12 protein-coding genes are annotated in these 18,794 nt (G+C 64.8%); 2 read left to right on the forward strand and 10 right to left on the reverse strand.

All coding sequences use genetic code 11. From position 1 onward, the window contains the following. Window positions 1–29: 29 nt before the first annotated feature. From GYA95_RS11520 to pgm, 3 genes are all read right to left on the reverse strand, one after another. A complete protein-coding gene (locus tag GYA95_RS11520; RefSeq protein ID WP_015270681.1) occupies window positions 30–974 on the reverse strand; it encodes a FecR domain-containing protein in 945 nt (314 codons plus the stop codon). Next, window positions 971–1,483: a sigma-70 family RNA polymerase sigma factor gene (locus tag GYA95_RS11525; protein WP_015270682.1), complete on the reverse strand. Its 513-nt coding sequence runs from the start codon at window positions 1,481–1,483 to the stop codon at window positions 971–973. The genes GYA95_RS11520 and GYA95_RS11525 overlap by 4 nt, the downstream gene beginning before the upstream one ends. A 78-nt stretch (window positions 1,484–1,561) precedes the next feature. Continuing rightward, entirely contained in the window at window positions 1,562–3,199 is a 1,638-nt protein-coding gene (gene pgm / locus GYA95_RS11530; protein WP_015270683.1) for a phosphoglucomutase (alpha-D-glucose-1,6-bisphosphate-dependent), read from the reverse strand. 301 nt (window positions 3,200–3,500) lie between these two features. Here pgm and GYA95_RS11535 point away from each other — a divergent pair, with 301 nt between their 5' ends. Both GYA95_RS11535 and GYA95_RS11540 read left to right on the forward strand, forming a co-directional pair. Beyond that, window positions 3,501–4,148, forward strand: coding sequence for a DUF1345 domain-containing protein (locus GYA95_RS11535; protein WP_015270684.1), 648 nt, complete (start codon window positions 3,501–3,503; stop codon window positions 4,146–4,148). A 274-nt stretch (window positions 4,149–4,422) separates the two neighbouring features. Continuing rightward, window positions 4,423–4,683, forward strand: coding sequence for a DUF1652 domain-containing protein (locus tag GYA95_RS11540; protein ID WP_013972974.1), 261 nt, complete (start codon window positions 4,423–4,425; stop codon window positions 4,681–4,683). On the opposite strand, the gene GYA95_RS11545 is transcribed toward GYA95_RS11540, so the two are convergent. From GYA95_RS11545 to GYA95_RS11575, 7 genes are all read right to left on the reverse strand, one after another. After that, the gene (locus tag GYA95_RS11545; RefSeq protein WP_015270685.1) at window positions 4,680–6,770 is read right to left on the reverse strand and encodes a putative bifunctional diguanylate cyclase/phosphodiesterase; all 2,091 of its coding nucleotides are present in this window, start codon (window positions 6,768–6,770) and stop codon (window positions 4,680–4,682) included. The genes GYA95_RS11540 and GYA95_RS11545 overlap by 4 nt on opposite strands. Before the next feature lie 269 nt (window positions 6,771–7,039). Beyond that, window positions 7,040–8,527 carry an efflux transporter outer membrane subunit gene (locus GYA95_RS11550; RefSeq protein ID WP_015270686.1) on the reverse strand — a complete coding sequence of 496 codons (1,488 nt, stop codon included), beginning with the start codon at window positions 8,525–8,527 and terminating at the stop codon, window positions 7,040–7,042. Continuing rightward, window positions 8,524–11,631: an efflux RND transporter permease subunit gene (locus GYA95_RS11555; RefSeq protein WP_015270687.1), complete on the reverse strand. Its 3,108-nt coding sequence runs from the start codon at window positions 11,629–11,631 to the stop codon at window positions 8,524–8,526. Before GYA95_RS11555 ends, GYA95_RS11550 begins: the two co-directional genes overlap by 4 nt. After that, on the reverse strand, window positions 11,628–14,726 hold the full coding sequence (locus GYA95_RS11560; protein ID WP_013972978.1) for an MdtB/MuxB family multidrug efflux RND transporter permease subunit: 3,099 nt from the start codon (window positions 14,724–14,726) through the stop codon (window positions 11,628–11,630). Before GYA95_RS11560 ends, GYA95_RS11555 begins: the two co-directional genes overlap by 4 nt. Further along, window positions 14,723–16,045, reverse strand: coding sequence for an MdtA/MuxA family multidrug efflux RND transporter periplasmic adaptor subunit (locus tag GYA95_RS11565; protein WP_015270688.1), 1,323 nt, complete (start codon window positions 16,043–16,045; stop codon window positions 14,723–14,725). Before GYA95_RS11565 ends, GYA95_RS11560 begins: the two co-directional genes overlap by 4 nt. 463 nt (window positions 16,046–16,508) lie before the next feature. Then, on the reverse strand, window positions 16,509–17,009 hold the full coding sequence (gene tpx / locus GYA95_RS11570; RefSeq protein WP_015270689.1) for a thiol peroxidase: 501 nt from the start codon (window positions 17,007–17,009) through the stop codon (window positions 16,509–16,511). A gap of 164 nt (window positions 17,010–17,173) precedes the next feature. Next, a complete protein-coding gene (locus GYA95_RS11575; RefSeq protein ID WP_015270690.1) occupies window positions 17,174–18,454 on the reverse strand; it encodes a serine/threonine transporter in 1,281 nt (426 codons plus the stop codon). Between the last annotated feature and the right edge of the window lie 340 nt (window positions 18,455–18,794).

Genomic DNA, 18,794 nt, shown 5'->3' on the forward strand with positions numbered 1-18,794 from the left:
GACCGGTGAGCGAAAAAAAGGGGACAGCCTCATGCGCGATTTTCCCGCGCGACCAGGCTCACCCAGTAACGCGTGCGCGTGTGCACCTGCAACGGCAGGCTGGCGGCGAGCAAGGCCAGCACCCGGTCGGTGTCGTCGAGGCGGAACGTACCGGTCACGCGCAGGGCCTCCAGTTCGGGCGCCCAGCGCAGCACGCCGGGGCGGTACCTGCGCAGCTCGTGCAGCAGCTCGCCCAAGGGGCGATCCTCCAGCCGCAGTACCCCTTCGCGCCAGCCCAGCAGCCATGCGTCCAGGCCGGTGACAGGGCCAACCCCGGCCACTTGCAGGCTGGCCTGCTGCCCGGCCTGCAGCAGCAGCGCCGGGCCTTGCCGCGGCTGCAGGTTGGCCGTGCCCTTGAGCACCGATACCCGGCAAGCCTGATCGACCAGGCGCAAGCACACCTCACCAGCATCCAGCGCGACCTGGCCATAGGGCACCTGCAACGTCAGGCTCAGGTTGCCGGGCAACCTGACTGCCACTTCGCCACGCAGCAATGTCAGGCGACGCGCGCCCAGGTCGATATCCACCGCACTGTCGGTGTTCAACTGCACGAATGTGCCATCGCTCAGCAGCACCTGCCGGCGCTCCCCGACTGCGGTGCGCATGTCGGCGGCCCAGGCCTCCAGCGGCAGTTCGCGGCTTGCCAGCCAGGCCGCCGGCAACAATGCAGCCACGCCCAGGGCCTGCTTGAGCAGCGCCCGACGGCCGCTATCCGGGCGGTCCAGGGTGGCCATGGCCAATGCGCCGGGTAGCGCGGAAAAGCGCTGGCGCAACAGCAGTGCCTTTTGCCAGGCGTGTTCGTGCAAGGTGCTGCTGGTGCGCCATTGTTCCAGGCGCTGCAGGTCACCCTCGCTGGCAGCGCCAGAGTCCACCAGTGCCAGCCAGCGCGCGGCGGCCTGCAGTGCCTCGCGGGTTTCGGGGGAATGGCTGGTCATTGCAGTTCGGCCAGCAGGCAATGCTCGTAGGCCTGCGCCATGTAGCGTTTGACCGAGCGCTCGCAAACGCCCAGGCGCTTGCCGATCTCGGCATAGCCCAGGCCCTCCAGCTGGCTCCAGAGAAAGGCCTTGCGTACCGGCACCTTGAGGCCGTCGAGCAACTCGTCGAGGGCTTGCAGGGTTTCCAGCAGTACCCAACGCTGCTCTGGCGAGGGCACATGCTGCTCGGGCAACTGCGCCAGTGCATCGAGGTAGGCTTGTTCCAGGCTACGCCGCTGGTGGAAGTTGCTCAGCAGGCGCTTGCCCACGGTCAGCAGGTAGGCACGCGGTTCGCGAATGTCTGCCAGCGGCTGGGCGCTGGCCAGGATACGCAGGAAGGTATCCTGGCTGAGGTCGGCGGCATCCCAGGCATTGCCCATGCGCCGCCGCAGCCAGGTTTCCAGCCAGCCGCGGTGTTCCCGGTACAGGGCAGGCAGGCTATGCTCCGGTGGCGGCGCGGCGTCGATCATGGGGAAGGCCCTGCGGTGGTGTAAATAAGATTAATTCTAATTTACAGCGCACCACAGAACCAAGCGGTTTGTTACCAGTCAGGCAATCGCCGCATCCACCAGCACTTGCGCTTCCTGCACCAGGCGCTGCAGGTGCGCCTCGTCGATGAAGCTTTCGGCGTAGATCTTGTAGATATCCTCGGTGCCCGACGGGCGTGCGGCGAACCAGCCATTCGCGGTCATCACCTTCAGCCCGCCGATCGCCTGGCCGTTGCCCGGCGCATGGCTGAGGATCTGCACGATCGGCTCACCCGCCAGCTCGGTCGACTTCACCTGCTCCGGCGCCAGCTTGCTCAGCAAAGCCTTCTGCCGGGCATCGGCCTTGGCTTCGACACGGGTGGCGAACGGCTTGCCCAGCGCCTCGGTCAGGTCGGCGTAGGCCTGGCTCGGGTTGCGCCCGGTGCGGGCGGTCATCTCGGCAGCCAGCAAGGCCGGGATCAGCCCGTCCTTGTCGGTGGCCCAGACCGAGCCATCGCGGCGCAGGAACGAAGCCCCCGCACTTTCCTCGCCACCAAAGCCCAGCGTGCCGTCGAACAGGCCCTGGGCGAAGAACTTGAAGCCCACCGGCACTTCGTACAGTTCACGGCCCAGGCGCTGGGTGACGCGATCGATCAGGCCACTGGACACCACGGTCTTGCCGACGGCGGCATCGCTGCGCCATTGCGGGCGGTGGCGGTACAGGTAGTCGATGGCCACGGCCAGGTAGTTGTTCGGCTGCAGCAGGCCATCGGGGGTGACGATGCCATGGCGATCGTGGTCCGGGTCGCAGGCGAAGGCCACGTCGAAGCGTTCGCGCAGGCCGATCAGGCCCTGCATGGCATAGGGCGAGGACGGGTCCATGCGGATCTGGCCGTCCCAGTCGACAGTCATGAAGCGGAAGGTCGGGTCGACCTCGGTGTTCACTACTTCCAGGTCGAGCTGGTAATGCTTGGCGATCGCCGACCAGTAGCGCACCCCTGCGCCGCCCAGCGGGTCGACGCCCAGGCGCAGCTTGGCAGCGCGGATGACGTCGAAGTCGATGACGTTTTCCAGGTCGGCCACGTAGTTGCTCACGTAGTCGTGACGCTGGGTGGTGGATGCCTGCAGCGCCTGGGCATGGTCCATGCGCTTGACGCCCGCCAGGTCAGCAGCCAGCAGTTCGTTGGCCTTGGCCTCGATCCACTTGGTCACGTCGCTGTCGGCCGGGCCGCCATTGGGCGGGTTGTACTTGAAGCCACCGCTTTGCGGCGGGTTGTGCGACGGGGTGATGACGATGCCGTCGGCCAGGCCCTGCTCGCGGCCACGGTTATGGCAGAGGATGGCATGGGAAACCGCTGGTGTTGGCGTGTATTCGTCGTCCTTGGACAGCATTACCTGCACGCCATTGGCAGCCAGCACTTCCAGGGCGCTGGCGGTAGCCGGTGCCGACAGTGCGTGGGTGTCGGCGCCGATGAACAGCGGGCCATCGATGCCCTTCTCCTGGCGATACAGGCAGATGGCCTGGGTAATGGCCAGAACGTGGTACTCGTTGAAACTCAATTCAAGCGAAGTGCCCCGGTGCCCAGAGGTGCCGAAGGCCACCCGCTGGGCCGCCACGGCAGCGTCGGGGCGGCCGGTGTAGTAGGCGGTGAGCAGTCGGGGAATATCGACCAGCACGCTGGCCGGAGCCGGCTTGCCTGCCAAAGGACTGAGCGTCATGCAGAAACCTCGAGTTCAACGGATGTTGGTGTTGGAGCGTGCAGTGTACTGAGAGTTGCAATGCCGCGCGATGGGCGGCAGCAAAGAAACATCAGGCCACGTAGCCCGCTTTTTGTAGGAGCGGCCTTGTGTCGCGATAGGGGTGCGAAGCGCCCCCAGGATCTTCGCACCTCCAGGAATTGTCGGGGCCGCTTTGCGGCCCTTTCGCGGCACAAGGCCGCTCCTACATGGACCGCGCATGCCGCTCATCTGCCTCATGACGGTCTAGAGTAAAAGCCATGCACCCTGCAAAAGAGACCCCATGGCTTTCCACCGCCTGACCCACACCCACCCGCGCCTGAGCATCGCCACTTTGGTCGGCCTGCTCGGCGCCTGGCTGATCCCCGCCAGCGACAGCGTGCAGCACATCCTCGCCGGTTGGAACCTTGGCGTATGGCTGTACCTGCTGCTGGTGCTCTACCTGACCTTGAGCGCCAATGCGGAAAAGGTACGCAAGGTCGCCCGCGTCGAAGACGAAAACGCCGGCCTGGTCCTGCTCACCGTGTGCATCGCCGCCATCGCCAGCCTCGCCGCCGTCACCCTGCAACTGGTGTCCAGCCGTGGCCTGCAAGGCACGGCGCTGGTCGTGCACTACCTCTACACCGGCCTGACCGTGGCCGGCTCCTGGCTGTTGATCGGCTGCATTTTCAGCCTGCACTATGCGCGGCTGTTCTATACCGGACAAAACCACGAACCGCCGCTGCGCTTCGCCGATGGCGAACGCAACCCCGATTACTGGGACTTCCACTACTTCTCGTTCACCATCAGCGTGGCGGTACAAACCTCCGACGTGGGCATCGCCGGGCGGGAGTTGCGGCGGGTAGTGCTGGCACATTCACTAGTGGGGTTCGTATTCAACACGGCGATCCTGGGATTCACCATCAACATCGCTGCCGGGTTGCTCGGCTGATCACACCGCTCGTCCGAAAACATCGCGCGGCAAATTCGATCAAATTGGCAGCACCTGGCGGGTTATCTGCCGTCAACATGCCAGGAAAACGTTTGCCTTGCGGGCGTGCGCAAAATGCCGTCCAAGACAAAGCTGTGACCTCTGTCATGCATCAGTGAATTTGTCTTATTGGCCGCCGAGAATAGTGCGTGACAGGTGCTATGGTTACCTTCCCGGCGGCCGCATCGATGTGGCCACCCGCTCACCACGTCCAGGTACGGACAAGGAGGCTGGCATGAACAAGATGACGTTCCCCAACGCCTGCCAGGTGATGCGCTGGCATTTCCACCCGCTGGGCTTCGAAGCCAGCATGGATGCGCCGCGCAGCATGGTCGCGCGGCTGTTCGACCGCGCCACCGGCGAAACCTTGCTGGCGATCGCAGGCATTCCCTGCTCGGCAATCATGGCCGCCGCCGACGTAGAGCGCATCATCGAGGCCGTCGAGGCGGAGATGGATACCTTCATGCCCGCCTTCACCTTGCGCGACGCGGTCTAGCCCGCTGCGGTGCTTTCCTGGCGCATGGCCTGCAACTTGCCCATGAACTGCTCGGCCGGCACCGGCTGGCCCAGCAGGTAGCCTTGCAGCGAATCGCAGCCCAGGCGGGTCAGGAAGTCCTGCTGCCTGTCAGTCTCCACCCCTTCGGCAACGATGCGCAGGCCCAGCGCCTGGCCCAGCGCCACGATAGCCGAAACGATCGCCGCATCGTCGCTGTCCTGCTCCAGGTCGCGCACGAAACCGCGGTCGATCTTCAGCTCGTTGGCCGGCAGGCGCTTGAGGTACATCAGGCTGGAATAACCGGTGCCAAAGTCATCGATGGACAGGTCCACGCCCATGTCGGACAACCGTTGCAGCACCGTCAGGCTGGCATCGGCGTCGTGCATGGCGGTGGTTTCGGTAATTTCCAGGGTGAGGCAGTTGGCCGGCAGGCTGTTCTGCTGCAGGGCTCGGGCCACGCTCTCGACCAGCCCGGCATGGCAGAACTGGATGGCGGACAGGTTCACCGCCATGCGCCAGCCGTGGTGCCCCTGGTCCAGCCACTGGCGCATCTGGCGGCAGGCCTCGATGAGCACCCATTCGCCAATGGGGATGATCAGGCCGGTCTTTTCTGCCAGGCCGATGAAACGGTCGGGCAGCAACAGGCCCTGCTGAGGGTGCTCCCAGCGCAGCAAGGCCTCGGCACCGATCGGCTGGCAATTCTGGGCGTCGAACTTGGGCTGGTAGTGCAGGCGGAACTGGCGCTGCTCCAGGGCCTGGCGCAGGTCCTGCAGTAGCTGCAGTTGCTGGCGGGCGTTGCTGTTCATCGACGCGTCGAAGAAGCTGTAGCCATTCTTGCCGGCGCTCTTGGCGTGATACATGGCAGCGTCGGCATTGCGCAGCAGCTCATGCTGGTCCAGGCCATTGCCCGGGTACAGGACGATGCCCAGGCTCGCTGTCAGCTGCAGGTCATGCTCGGCCACGCGGAATGGCCGTGACACCAGGTTGACCTGCTTGACCGCCACATCCATGGCATCGTTCGGCTCGCGCAGCTCCACCAGCAGCACGAATTCGTCGCCGCCGATGCGCGCCAGCGTGTCCTGGCTGTGCAGGTGCCCGCGCAGGCGCGCCGCCACAGCCTTGAGCAGCAAGTCGCCGATGTGGTGGCCGAAGGCATCGTTGACGGGCTTGAAGCCGTCCAGGTCGATGAACATCAGGGCAAAGCAGCCGCCCTGCTCCGCTACCTTGGCAATGGCCTGCTCGATGCGGTCGGCCAGCAACGTACGGTTGGGCAGGTCGGTGAGCGTGTCGTGCAGGGCCAGCTGGGTCAGTTCCTGATTTGCCAGCGTCAGCGAGCGGGCCAGCTCGGCGGTACGCGCCTCCAGCCGGGCATCCAGTACCGAGGTGAGCAAGGCCACCGCGAGTACCGCCAGCGTGGTGATCAGCACCAGGTAGACCAGGCCGTCGCCTTGCAGGCCTCCCGCTGCCAGCGCACCGCAGAAGCTGCCTTCGGGGAAGTTCGCCGCGGCCATGCCGGTGTAGTGCATGCCGACGATGGCAACGCCCATCACCACCGCCGCCAGGCCGCGAATCTGCCGCACATAGGGCGTGTGCGCGCGGAGGCGGAAGGCGATCCACAAGGCCGCTGCCGAGGCGCCCACCGCAATCAGCAGCGAGGCCCCGAACAGCGTGGGGTCATAGTCGATGCCCGGCAGCATGCGCAGCGCGGCCATACCGGTGTAATGCATACAGGCGATGCCGGCGCCCATGATCAGCGCACCAAACCCCAACTGCAGCCAGGGCAGGCTCGGCTGGCTGACCAGCCACAAGGCAAAGCCTGAAGACAAGACGGCGATCAGCAGCGAGAACGCGGTCAGGGCAAGGTCGTAGCCCAGGTCGATGGGCAGGCTGAAGGCGAGCATGCCGATGAAATGCATCGACCATACGCCGATGCCCATCGCCAGCGCGCCACCCCCCATCCACAGCCAGGCAGCCCGGCCTTTGGCCGTGGCGATGCGGCCGGTCAGGTCAAGGGCGGTATAGGACGCCAGGATCGCCACGCACAGCGAAATCAACACCAGCGAAGAGGAGTAACTACCGGTCAGCATCGAGAGTTCCAGCGGGGCGGGAGGCCCGGAAAAGCTGATGATTGTACTCAAGGTCAGGCGAAACGCACGGGGTTTTTGCGAATGGGAATGGATCCAAAGACTGCGAGGGCCTGGACGCATGCGCGGTAGCTGTAGGAGCGGCCTTGTGTCGCGATCGGGCTGCGAAGCGGCCCCAGCGATCTGTGCTTGTACACAAAGTTCTGGGGCCGCTCTGCGGCCCGATCTCGACACAAGGCCGCTCCTACAGAGGTACGCGTCTGCGGGTCGCTTCAATCCTGCTCGGCGAAGGCTTGCCCGGCATCCCAACCACCACCCAGGGCAGCAACCAGCTGCACGCTGGCCACCAGGCGCCCTTGCAGCAGGTTCAACACACTGCGCTCGTTGCTCAGCGCCGTGGTCTGCACGTTGACCACATCCAGGTAGCCGATCAGCCCGGCGCGGTACTGGTTCTCGGTCAGGCGCAGCGACTCGCGGGCAGCATCCAGTGCCTCCTGGCGCACCACCGCCTCATCGCCATACACCTTCAACTGCACCAGCAGGTTTTCCACTTCCTTGAACCCGTCGAGCACGGTCTGGCGGTACTGCGCCACGGTCTGGTCATACACCGCCACCGTGCGGTCCACCTCGGCACTGCGCTTGCCGGCGTCGAACAAGGTCAGCGCCAGCTGCGGGCCCACCGACCAGTAGCGGTTGGGCAGTTCGATCCAGTTGCTGAAGCTGCTGCTGGAGTAACCGCCACTCATGCTCAGGCTCAGGTCCGGGAAGTAGGCCGCCCGCGACACGCCGATGTTGGCGTTGGCAGCCATCACGTTGCGCTCGGCCGCAGCGATGTCCGGGCGTCGCTCCAGCAACTGCGAAGGCAAGGCCACCGGAATTTGCGGCAGCGCCGGAATGGATTTGCTGTCGGCCAGGGCGAAGTCCGCCGGGGTCTTGCCCAGCAACACGGCAATGGCGTTCTCGAACTGTGCACGCTGCCAGACCAGGTCGATCAGGTCGGCCTGGGTGCTCTTGAGCTGGGTACGCGCCTGGGCCACTGCATCCGGGCCGGCGACGCCAGCGCGATACTGGTTTTCGTTCATTCGCAAGGAACGTTCATACGCTGCCACGGTGGCTTCCAACAGGCGTTTCTGCTCGTCGATCACCCGCAACTGCAGGTAGTTCTGCACCAGTTCAGACTGCTGGCTGAGGCGGATCGAGGCCAGGTCGGCCAGGCTGGCTTCGGCACTGGCTTCGTTGGCGTTCAAGGTCTCGCGCAGCTTGCCCCACAGGTCGATTTCCCAGCTGACGCCGAGCTGGGCATTGTAGGTGTTGCGAATGCCACTGCTGTTGTTGGACAGGCTCGAGCTGGAGCTGCCGGTACCCTGGGCCGAGCGGGTCTTGCCGACGCTCAGGTCCAGGCTGGGGAACAGCGCCGCCCGGCTGCTGCGCACCAGCGCCTGGGCCTGGCGATACTGGGCCTCGGATTGGGCCACGGTCTGGTTGCTGCGGTTGAGCTCTTCGACCAGTGCATTGAGCCCGGCATCGCCGTAGATTTCCCACCAGGCGCCGCGGGCGATGGCATCGGACGGCGTGGCCTGGGTCCAGCCTTCGGCGTGCTTGAACTGCGCCGTGCTGCTCAGTTCCGGGCGGTGGTAGTCCGGGCTCAGGGTGCAGGCGCTGAGCAAGGCGACGCACAACCCGGCGCCGAGCAGGCGCGAGCCACGCCCACGGGTCAGCGTCTGCAGGGCACGGTGAAGTGGGGTCTGGGCAAAAGTCATAGCGGGGTTTCCAGGGCGGCGTCGGTGCGCACGCCACGCCAACGGTTGAAACGGTGACGCAGGCGGTCCAGGTACAGGTAGACCACCGGTGTCGTGTAAAGAGTGAGGACCTGGCTGAACACCAGGCCGCCAATGATGGTCAGGCCCAGAGGCTGGCGCATTTCCGCGCCTTCGGCGCGGCTCAGCAGCAGCGGCAAGGCACCGAGAATGGCCGCCAGGGTCGTCATCAGGATCGGCCGCAGGCGCAGCAGGCAGGCCCGGCGGATCGACTCTTCCGGTGTCAGGCCCTGGTGGCGCTCCAGCTGCAAGGCCAGGTCGATCATCAGGATGGCGTTCTTCTTCACCACGCCGATCAGCAGGAACAGCCCCAGCAGCGAGATCAGGCTGAACTCGCCGCCGGTGACGTACAGCGCCAGCAAGGCACCCACGCCGGCCGAGGGCAGTGTCGAGAGGATGGTCAGCGGGTGAATGTAGCTTTCGTAGAGGATGCCCAACACCAGGTAGACCAGCACCAGCGCGCCAAGGATCATCAGCGGCTGGCCTTCCTGGGTCTTGGCGAAGGCATCGGCGGTACCACCAAGCTTGGCAATCACTTCCTCGGGCAAGCCCAGCTTGGCCACCGCACGCTCCAGCGCCGCCATGGCCTGGTCGGGGCTGTAGCCTTCGGCGACGTCGAAGGCGATGCTTTCGGCGGCGAACTGGCCTTCGTGGCTGACCCGGTCGTTGGCCAGGCTGTTCTCGTAGTGGGCGATGGTCGACAGCGGTACGCGGGCACCGTCGGCGGTAATCACCTGTACCTGCTCGAGGGTGCTCGGGTCCCAGGCGTACTTCGGGTTGATCTCGAGCACTACCTGGTACTGGTTGAGGCTGTCGTAGATGGTGGAGATCTGCCGCTGGCTGTAGGCGTTGTTCAGCACCGTGGTGACCATGTCCATGTCGATGCCCAGGCGCTTGGCCTGGTCACGGTCGACCACCAGGGTCACCTGCTGGGTGCCGGCACCGTCGCGGGCGTCGATGGCAGTCAGTTGCGGCAGTGCACGCAGCGCCGCCACCACTTTCGGGAACCATTCGCGCAGGGCCGCCAGGTCTCCGCTCTGCAGGGAGTACAGGTACTGCGAAGAGGTCTGGTCACGGCCACCACCGCCCAGTTGCAGGTCCTGGTCGGCCATCAGGAACAGGCGCCCGCCGGGTACCTTGGGCATTTCCTTGCGCAGGCGTTCGATCACCTTCTGGGCGTCGAGCTTGCGCTCGCTGATCGGCTTCAGGCGCACCAGCACAAAGGCATTGTTGGTCCCGCTGTTGCCACCGATGAAGCCGGCAACGCTCTGCACTGCCGGGTCGGCCAGCAAGGCGCGGCGGTAGATTTCCATTTTCGGTTGCATGACGCTGAACGACAGGCCATCGTCGCCACGGATGAAGCCTATCAGCTGGCCGGTATCCTGCTGCGGCATCAGCGTCTTCGGCACCACCACGTACAGGGCGATGTTGATGCCGATGGTGGCCAGCAGGCTGATCAGCGTCAGGCGTTTGTGGCGCAAGGCCCAGCCCAGGCTGCGGTCATAGGCATCGACCATGCGCTGGTGCAACTGTTCGCTCCAGCGCTGCAGACGTGTCGGCTCGGCCTGGTGCGGTTTGAGCCAGCGGGCGCACAGCATCGGCGTGAGGGTCAGCGACACCACCAGCGACACGATGATCGCCGCCGCCAGGGTGATGGAGAACTCCTGGAACAGGTTGCGCACGATGCCACCCATGAACAGGATGGAGACGAATACCGCCACCAGCGACACGTTCATCGACAGCAAGGTGAAACCCACTTCCTTGGCGCCCAGGAAGGCCGCTTTCATAGGTGGTTGGCCGTCCTCGATGTGCCGGGATATGTTCTCCAGCACCACGATGGCATCGTCCACCACCAGGCCGGTGGCGAGGATCAGCGCCATCAGCGACAGGTTGTTGAGCGAGAACCCGCACAGGTACATGACCGCGAAAGTGCCCACCAGTGACACCGGCACCGCCAGGCTGGGGATCAGCGACGCCCGCAGGCTGCCGAGGAACAGGTAGACCACCAGGATCACCAGCACCACGGCGATCAGCAGGGTGTGCTCGGCTTCCTTGAGGGTGGCCTTGATCACTGGCGAACGGTCCATGGCCACGTTCAGTTGCACGCTGGCCGGCAGCAGCGACTGCAGGGCCGGCAACTGCGCCTTGATCTGGTCGACCGTTTCAATGATGTTGGCGCCTGTCTGGCGGTTGACCACCAGCAGCACCGCGCTCTGGTCATTGAAGAAGCCGCTGTTGTAGCGGTTCTCGACACCGTCGGTGATGGTCGCCACGTCGGAAAGGCGCAGGATGGTGCCGTTCTGCTGGCGGATCACCACAGGCTCGTAGTCCTTGGCGCTTTCCAGCTGGTCATTGGCGCGCACCTGCCAGTTGCGCTCGGCGTCCTCGACAAAGCCCATCGGCCGGCGCTGGTTGGCGTTGGACACGGCAGTACGTACTTCATCCAGCGACAGGCCGTACTGGTTGAGCAATTGCGGCTCGACAGCAATGCGCACCGCCGGCAGCGAACTGCCGCCGATCTGCACCTCCCCTACCCCGGGCACCTGGGCCAGGCTCTGCGACAGGATGGTGTCGGCCAGGTCGTACAGCTGGCCCTTCTGCAGCACGTCCGAAGTCAGCGACAGCACCATGATCGGTGCCTGCGACGGGTTGATCTTCTTGTAGGTGGGCATGCTGCGCATACCGCTGGGCAACAGGTTGCGGGTGGCGTTGATCGCCGCCTGCACCTCGCGCGCCGCACCGTCGATGTCGCGGCCCATCTCGAAGCCGATGATCACCCGTGTGGAGCCCTGGTTGGAGCTGCTGGTCAGGGTGGTCACGCCGGCAATGCTGCCCAGCTTGCGCTCCAGCGGCGTGGCCACGGTGGACGCCATCACTTCCGGGCTGGCGCCTGACAGGTTGGCCGACACCACGATTACCGGGAAGTCCATCTGTGGCAGCGGTGCCACCGGCAGCAGACCGAAGCTGACCCCGCCCAGCAGCATGATCGCCAGGCTCAACAGCATCGTCGCAACCGGGCGACGGATGAAAGGACCGGACAGGTTCATGCCTCGGCCTGCTTCACGTCAGTGGCCGGGCGCCAGCGGCGGGCCAGGCGGTCGAAGTACAGGTAGATGACCGGGGTGGTGAACAGCGTCAGCACCTGGCTGACCAGCAACCCGCCGACCATCACCAGGCCCAGCGGCTGGCGCAGCTCGGCACCGGAACCGGTGGCGAGCATCAGCGGCACGGCGCCGAACAGCGCGGCCAGGGTAGTCATCAGGATCGGCCGGAAGCGCAGCAGCGCCGCCTGGTAGATGGCATCGCGCGGGCTCATGCCCTGCTGGCGCTCGGCCTCGAGGGCGAAGTCGATCATCATGATCGCGTTCTTCTTGACGATGCCGATCAGCAGGATGATGCCGATGATGGCGATCATGCCCAGGTCGTTGCCGCTGATGAGCAAGGCCAGCAAGGCGCCGACCGCTGCCGACGGCAGGGTCGAAAGGATGGTCACCGGGTGGATGTAGCTCTCGTACAGCACGCCCAGCACGATGTACATGGTCACCACCGCCGCCAGGATCAACAGCAAGGTGCTCGACAGCGATGCCTGGAAGGCCTCCGCCGCGCCCTGGAAGCGAGTCTGCACGCCCAGCGGCATGCCGATGTCCTTCTGCACCTGCTCGATCACCTGCACCGCCTTGCCCAGCGAAGCGCCGTGGGCCAGGTTGAACGACAAGGTCACCGCCGGGAACTGGCCAATGTGGGAAATGGCCAGCTGGGCCTGGCGCTGCTCGATGCGTGCCAGCGCCGACAGGCGCACCTGGCCGCCATCGGTGGCCTTGACGTGGATCGACTCCAGCGCCTGCGGGCCGATCACCGCCGCATCCTGCGACTGCAGCACCACGCGGTACTGGCTGGCCTGGGTGTAGATGGTCGAGATCTGACGCTGGCCGAAGGCGTCATACAGGGCGTTGGTGATTTGCGACACGCTGATGCCCAGGCGCCCGGCCATGTCGCGGTCGATCACCAGGTACACCTGCAGGCCCTTGTCCTGCAGGTCGCTGGCCACGTCGGCCAGTTCCGGGCGCTGCTGCAGCGCCTGCACCAGCTTGCCGCTCCACTGCGCCAGCAGGTCGGCGTCGGGCGACGAGAGGCTGAACTGGTACTGGGTCCGGCTGACCCGGTCCTCGATGCTCAGGTCCTGCACCGGCTGCATGAACAGGCGGATGCCCACCAGCCGATCGACTTGTGGCTGCAGGCGGTTGATCACCTCGCTGGCAGTGACATCACGCTCGCCATGGGGTTTGAGGTTGATCAGCAGGCGGCCGCTGTTGAGCGTGGCGTTGTCGCCATCGACGCCAATGTAGGACGACAGGCTCTGCACCGCCGGGTCCTGCAGGATCACCTTGCTCAGCGCCTGCTGGCGTTCGCTCATGGCGGCGAACGAGGTGGACTGCGGCGCTTCGGAAATGCCCTGGATCACCCCGGTGTCCTGTACCGGGAAGAAGCCCTTGGGCACCACCATGTACAGGAATACGGTGAGCGCCAGGCTGGCCACGGCCACCAGCAGCGTCAACGGCTGGCGCTTGAGCACCCACTGCAGGGCGCTACCGTAGTGCCTGATCAGCCAGTCGATCCAGGCGCCACTGGCGCGGTAGAACCGGCCCTGTTCCTCTTCCCTGGGCTCGCGCTTGAGCAGGCGCGCGCACATCATCGGCGTGAGGGTCAGCGATACCACCAGGGAAATCAGGATGGCCACCGCCAGGGTGATGGCGAACTCGCGGAACAGGCGGCCGACCACATCGGCCATGAACAGCAGCGGGATCAGTACCGCAATCAGCGAGAAGGTCAGCGAGATCAGGGTGAAGCCGATTTGCCGGGCGCCCTTGAGCGCCGCCTGCATGGGCGTCTCGCCCTCCTCGATGTGCCGGGAGATGTTCTCCAGCATGACGATGGCGTCGTCGACCACGAAACCGGTGGCGATGGTCAGGGCCATCAGGGTCAGGTTGTTGACCGAGAAACCGGCCAGGTACATCACGCCGAAGGTGCCGATCAGCGACAACGGTACGGCGATCGACGGGATGAGCGTGGCGCTGAAACGGCGCAGGAAGACGAACGTGACCATTACCACCAGGGCGATGGCGATCAGCAGTTCGTGCTGCACGTCCTTGACCGCGGCGCGGATGGTCTGGGTGCGGTCGGTGAGCACCGACACATCGAGGCCGGCCGGCAGGTTGTCGGTGATCGACGGCAGCAGGGCCTTGATGCGGTCGACCACTTCGATGACGTTGGCGCCCGGCTGGCGCTGGATGTTCAACAGCACGGCGTGGTTTTCGTTGGCCCAGGCAGCCAGGCGCTCGTTTTCGGCGCCGTCGACGATTTCTGCAACATCCTTCAGACGCAGAGGCGCGCCATTGTTGTAGGCCAGGATCAGGTTGGCGTATTCCTCAGGGGAACGCAGCTGGTCGTTGGCGTCGAGCATCGACACCCGGGTCGGGCCGTCGAAGTTGCCCTTGGGCTGGTTGACGTTGGAAGCGCCGATCAGGGTGCGTACGTCCTCCAGGTTCAGGCCGTTGGCGGCCAGGGCATCGACGTTGACCTTGATCCGCACCGCCTGGCGCTGGCCACCGGCGATGCTGACCATGCCAACACCGCTGATCTGTGCGAGCTTCTGTGCCACACGGGTATCGACCAGGTCGTTGAGCTTGGGCAGCGGCATGGTCTTGCTGGAGATGGCCAGGGTCAGCACCGGGGTGTCGGCCGGGTTGACCTTGTTGTACACCGGCGGCGCCGGAAGGTCGCTGGGCAGCAGGTTGCTGGCGGCGTTGATCGCGGCCTGCACCTGTTGCTCTGCAACGTCCATGTTCATGTCGAGGTTGAAGCGCAAGGTCAGCACCGAGGCGCCGCCGGAGCTGGTCGAGGCCATCTGCTCCAGGCCTGGCATCTGGCCGAACTGACGTTCGAGCGGCGCGGTAACCGCGCTGGTCATGACCTGCGGGCTGGCGCCTGGGTACAGGGTCATGACCCGGATGGTCGGGTAATCCACCTGCGGCAACGCGGAAACCGGCAACAGCTTGTAGGCGATCAGGCCGGCCAGGACGATGGCCAGCATGCTCAGCGTGGTGGCAACCGGCCGCAGGATGAACAGACGCGAGAGGTTCATGCGCCCGCCTTGCCTGCTGCGCTACCAGGCTGTGCTTCACCGGGCTGCACATCGCCAGTGCTTGCCGAACCCTTGCCTTCCTGGCCTTGCAGGTGCTGGCCCGGGGTGGTCGGCACCTGCGAGCTGTCTTCGACAACTTCCACCTTGGTGCCTTCGCGCAGGCGGTCGGTGCCTTCCAGCACCAGGCGGTCGCCGGCCTTGAGGCCCTCGAGAATGACGCTGTTCTCGCCGTCGCTGGCGCCGACCTTGAGCTTGCGGATGTTGACCGTGTTCTGGTCATTGACCACATAGGCGAAGGAGCCGTCATTGCCGAACTGGATGGCCGCCGCCGGGGCCATGGTCACCTGCTTGAGGGTGTCGGCCAGCAGGCGCACGTTGACGAACTGGTTGGGGAACAGGGCCAGGTCCTTGTTCTCGAAGCGGCCCTTGAACTTGAGGGTGCCGGTGGTGGTGTCGATCTGGTTGTCGATGCTGCCCAGCACGCCGGTGGACTGCAGCTTGCTGTCACTGCGGTCCCAGGCCTCGACCGGCAGACTGGCGCCGCTGCGGTAGCGTTCCAGCACGGTGCTCAACTCGGTTTCCGGCAGGGTGAAGGCAACGCTGATCGGCTCGGTCTGCGTGATCACCACCAGCGCGGTGGTGTCGTTGGCCGCCACCAGGTTGCCCAGGTCGAGCTGGCGCAGGCCTACGCGGCCGTTGATCGGCGCGCGGATCTGGGTGAAGTCCAGGTTCAGGCGGGCGTCATTGACCTGCGCCTGGTTGGTCTTCACCAGCCCCTGGAACTGTGCCACCTGCGCTTCGGCGGTGTCGAGGGTTTGCTTGGCGATGCTGTCTTCGGCGTACAGGCCTTTATAGCGGGCCAGGTCGACCTGGGCGTTCTTCAGTTGCGCCTGGTTCTGCGCCAGGGTGCCCTCGGCCTGCTGCAGGGCAATGCGGTACGGGCGCGGGTCGATTTCGGCGAGCAGGTCGCCGGCCTTGACCTGCTGGCCTTCCTTGAAGTGGATCTTGACCAGCTCGCCAGCCACGCGGCTGCGCACGTTGACGGTGTTGGTGGCGGTGACTGTGCCCAGGGCCTTGTAGTACAGCGGGAAGTCGCCCACCCGCACCGGCTCGACGCGCACCGGCACCGGGTCGCTGGAGCCGCCGAAGCCCGGGCGACCGCCCATCATGCCCATGCCCTTGCCACCGCGCCCGCCACCGGCTTCTTTATGCGCAGGCGTCGCTGCGGGCCACAGCCACCAGGCCAGTGCAGCCACCAGCAGCAGGATCAGCAGGCCGACGAGCCAGCGACGAGGGGAGCGGGAATTGGACACTTGCATGGGTTGAACGAACCTTGTTCGGAATGACGGCTTGGGGAGAATGAACGATAAGCACTGGCATCGTTTTAGCAAAGCGCCTTTACCAGAGGTTTACCTTTGCCTGACGTTGCCAAGGGGTTGAACTTTAAATGAAAACGGCCCGGAAAGCGTTCCGGGCCGTTTACAGGGTGTTGCCTGGAGCGGTGGGTGGCGGGCTGAAGGGTTTCGGCTGCCTGTGTCGGCCCCTTCGCGGGTAAACCCGCTCCCACAGGTGCAGTGCACTACCTGTAGGAGCAGCCTTGTGCTGCGAAGGGGCCGGCACGGCAAAAGAGACTCTGTGGCAGTAATGGCCTCTTCGCAGCACAAGGCTGCTCCTACATAGGTACCGCGCAGTCCTGAAGCATTGTGCAGTACCGGTGGGAGCGGGTTTACCTGCGAAGAGGCCGGCACAGGCGATCGACGCCCGCCCTGCCCCACACAACTCTTACTTCAGCACAGCCAGAGCTGCGTCGTAGTTCGGCTCATCAGCGATTTCGCCAACCAGCTCGCTGTGCAGCACCTTGTCGTTTTCGTCCAGCACCACCACGGCACGGGCAGCCAGGCCGGCCAGTGGGCCATCGGCGATGGCCACGCCGTAGTTTTCGAGGAACTCGCGGCCACGCAGGGTCGACAGGTTCTTCACGTTGTCCAGGCCTTCGGCGCCGCAGAAGCGTGCCTGGGCGAACGGCAGGTCGGCGGAGATGCACAGCACCACTGTGTTGGCCACATCGTTGGCCTGGGCGTTGAACTTGCGCACGGAGGTAGCGCAGGTCGGGGTGTCGACGCTCGGGAAGATGTTCAGCACCTTGCGCTTGCCGGCGAAGTCTTTCAGCGACTTGTCAGCCAGGCCTTCACCGACCAGGGAGAAAGCCGGAGCCTGGGCGCCGGTTTTCGGCAGCTCGCCGTTGACCTGAACCGGGTTGCCTTTGAGAGTCACTTGAGCCATGACGAAATCCTTATGCGGGTTTGAAAAGGACACTGAGTTAAGCATGAAGGCGGCCGGGTGCCTATGGGGACAGTGAAATTGTTCTATTACCGGACAATTCTTGTGGACAAAAAAATGCCCGGGTGGCTACAAGCGCCCCGGGCATTACTTTTGCGGATGACGTATCAGCCCAGCAGGCCGTATACCACCGAGGTCAGCGCAACCAAGCCGACCACTACCACGAACACGTTGGAGGCAGCACCGCTGTACTTGCGCATGGATGGCACGCGGCGAATGGCGTACATCGGCATCAGGAACAGCAACACCGCGAGGATCGGGCCACCGAGCGACTCGATCATGCCGAGGATGCTCGGGTTGAGGGTGGCGACAATCCAGCACACCACCAGCATCAGCGCGGCAACCACCCGGTCCAGGGTCTTGCCCGCCGGGCGTGCACCAGCCTTGGTGATGATGCCCTTCAGGCCTTCGCTGGCGCCGATGTAGTGGCCGAGGAACGACTTGGCAATGGCCACGAAGGCGATCAGCGGTGCAGCGAACGCGATGGTCGGGTTGCTGAAATGGTTGGCCAGGTACGACAGGATCGACAGGTTCTGCGCCTTGGCCTCGGCCAGCTGGGCGCTGCTCAGGGTGAGCACGCAGCTGAACACGAAGAACAGCACCATCACCACCATCAGCAGGTGGGCACGGCGCAGGACCTGGCCGCTACGCTCATCGGCATGCTCGCCGTAGCGGCGCTTCTGGTCGACGGCAAAGGCGGAGATGATCGGCGAGTGGTTGAACGAGAACACCATCACCGGAATCGCCAGCCACAGGGTGTGCAGGAAGGCCGAAGCTGGTGGTACCTGGGTGGCGCTATCGAGAATGCCACCGGTCCAGTGCGGCACCAGGTACAGGCCCAGCAATGCCAGGGCGACGATGAACGGGTAGACCAGCAGGCTCATGACCTTGACCGTGGCCTGCTCCCCGCAGCGCACGATGGCCAGCAGGCCGAGGATCAGCACGAACGACAGGATGGCCCGTGGCGGCGGCTGCATGTGTAGCTGGTGCTCCATGAAGCTGGACACGGTGTTGGTCAGCGCCACGCTATAGATAAGCAGGATCGGGAAGATCGCGAAGAAGTACAGCACGGTGATCGAGGCGCCGGCGGTAATGCCGAAGTGCTCCTTGACCACTTCGGTGATATCGCCGTCATTGCGCCCGGAAAGGACGAAACGGGTCAGCCCGCGGTGAGCGAAATAGGTCATCGGGAAGGCCAGCATGGCCAGGATCAGCAACGGCCAGAAGCCGCCAAGGCCGGCGTTGATCGGCAGGAACAGGGTTCCGGCGCCGATCGCTGTGCCGAACAGGCCCAGCATCCAGGTGGTGTCGTGACGCGACCAGCTGCCGAGGGTGGCGGGGGTCGATTCTGCAAAGCGTTGTTCAACGCTTGGGGCCTGCTCATTCATTCCGGGTGAAGCTCCACTCGCAAGACTGCAACAGGCTGAGAATGGCGAAATAGACGTTTCGCCCAACTCAACCGAAAAAGGGAGCGCGATTGTGCACGGAAAGGTTGCACTTGCGAAGCCCTTTTCCGAGGAGCGGTTGCACTTGTCTTTACAAGCGGGTTGTGCCCGTGGACTGCAGGAGGGATTTGACAGGTGTAGGAGCGGCCTTGTGTCGCGAAAGGGCCGCAAAGCGGCCCCGGCAATATTCGCGGCGAAGTTGCAAACGTTGGGGGCGCTGCGCACCCCTTTCGCGACACAAGGCCGCTCCTACAAAGGCCGCGCCCCACAGAAGCGGCCTGGT

Origin of the sequence: Pseudomonas asiatica, from assembly GCF_009932335.1 — a bacterium.
Taxonomy (GTDB): Bacteria; Pseudomonadota; Gammaproteobacteria; order Pseudomonadales; family Pseudomonadaceae; genus Aquipseudomonas; species Aquipseudomonas asiatica.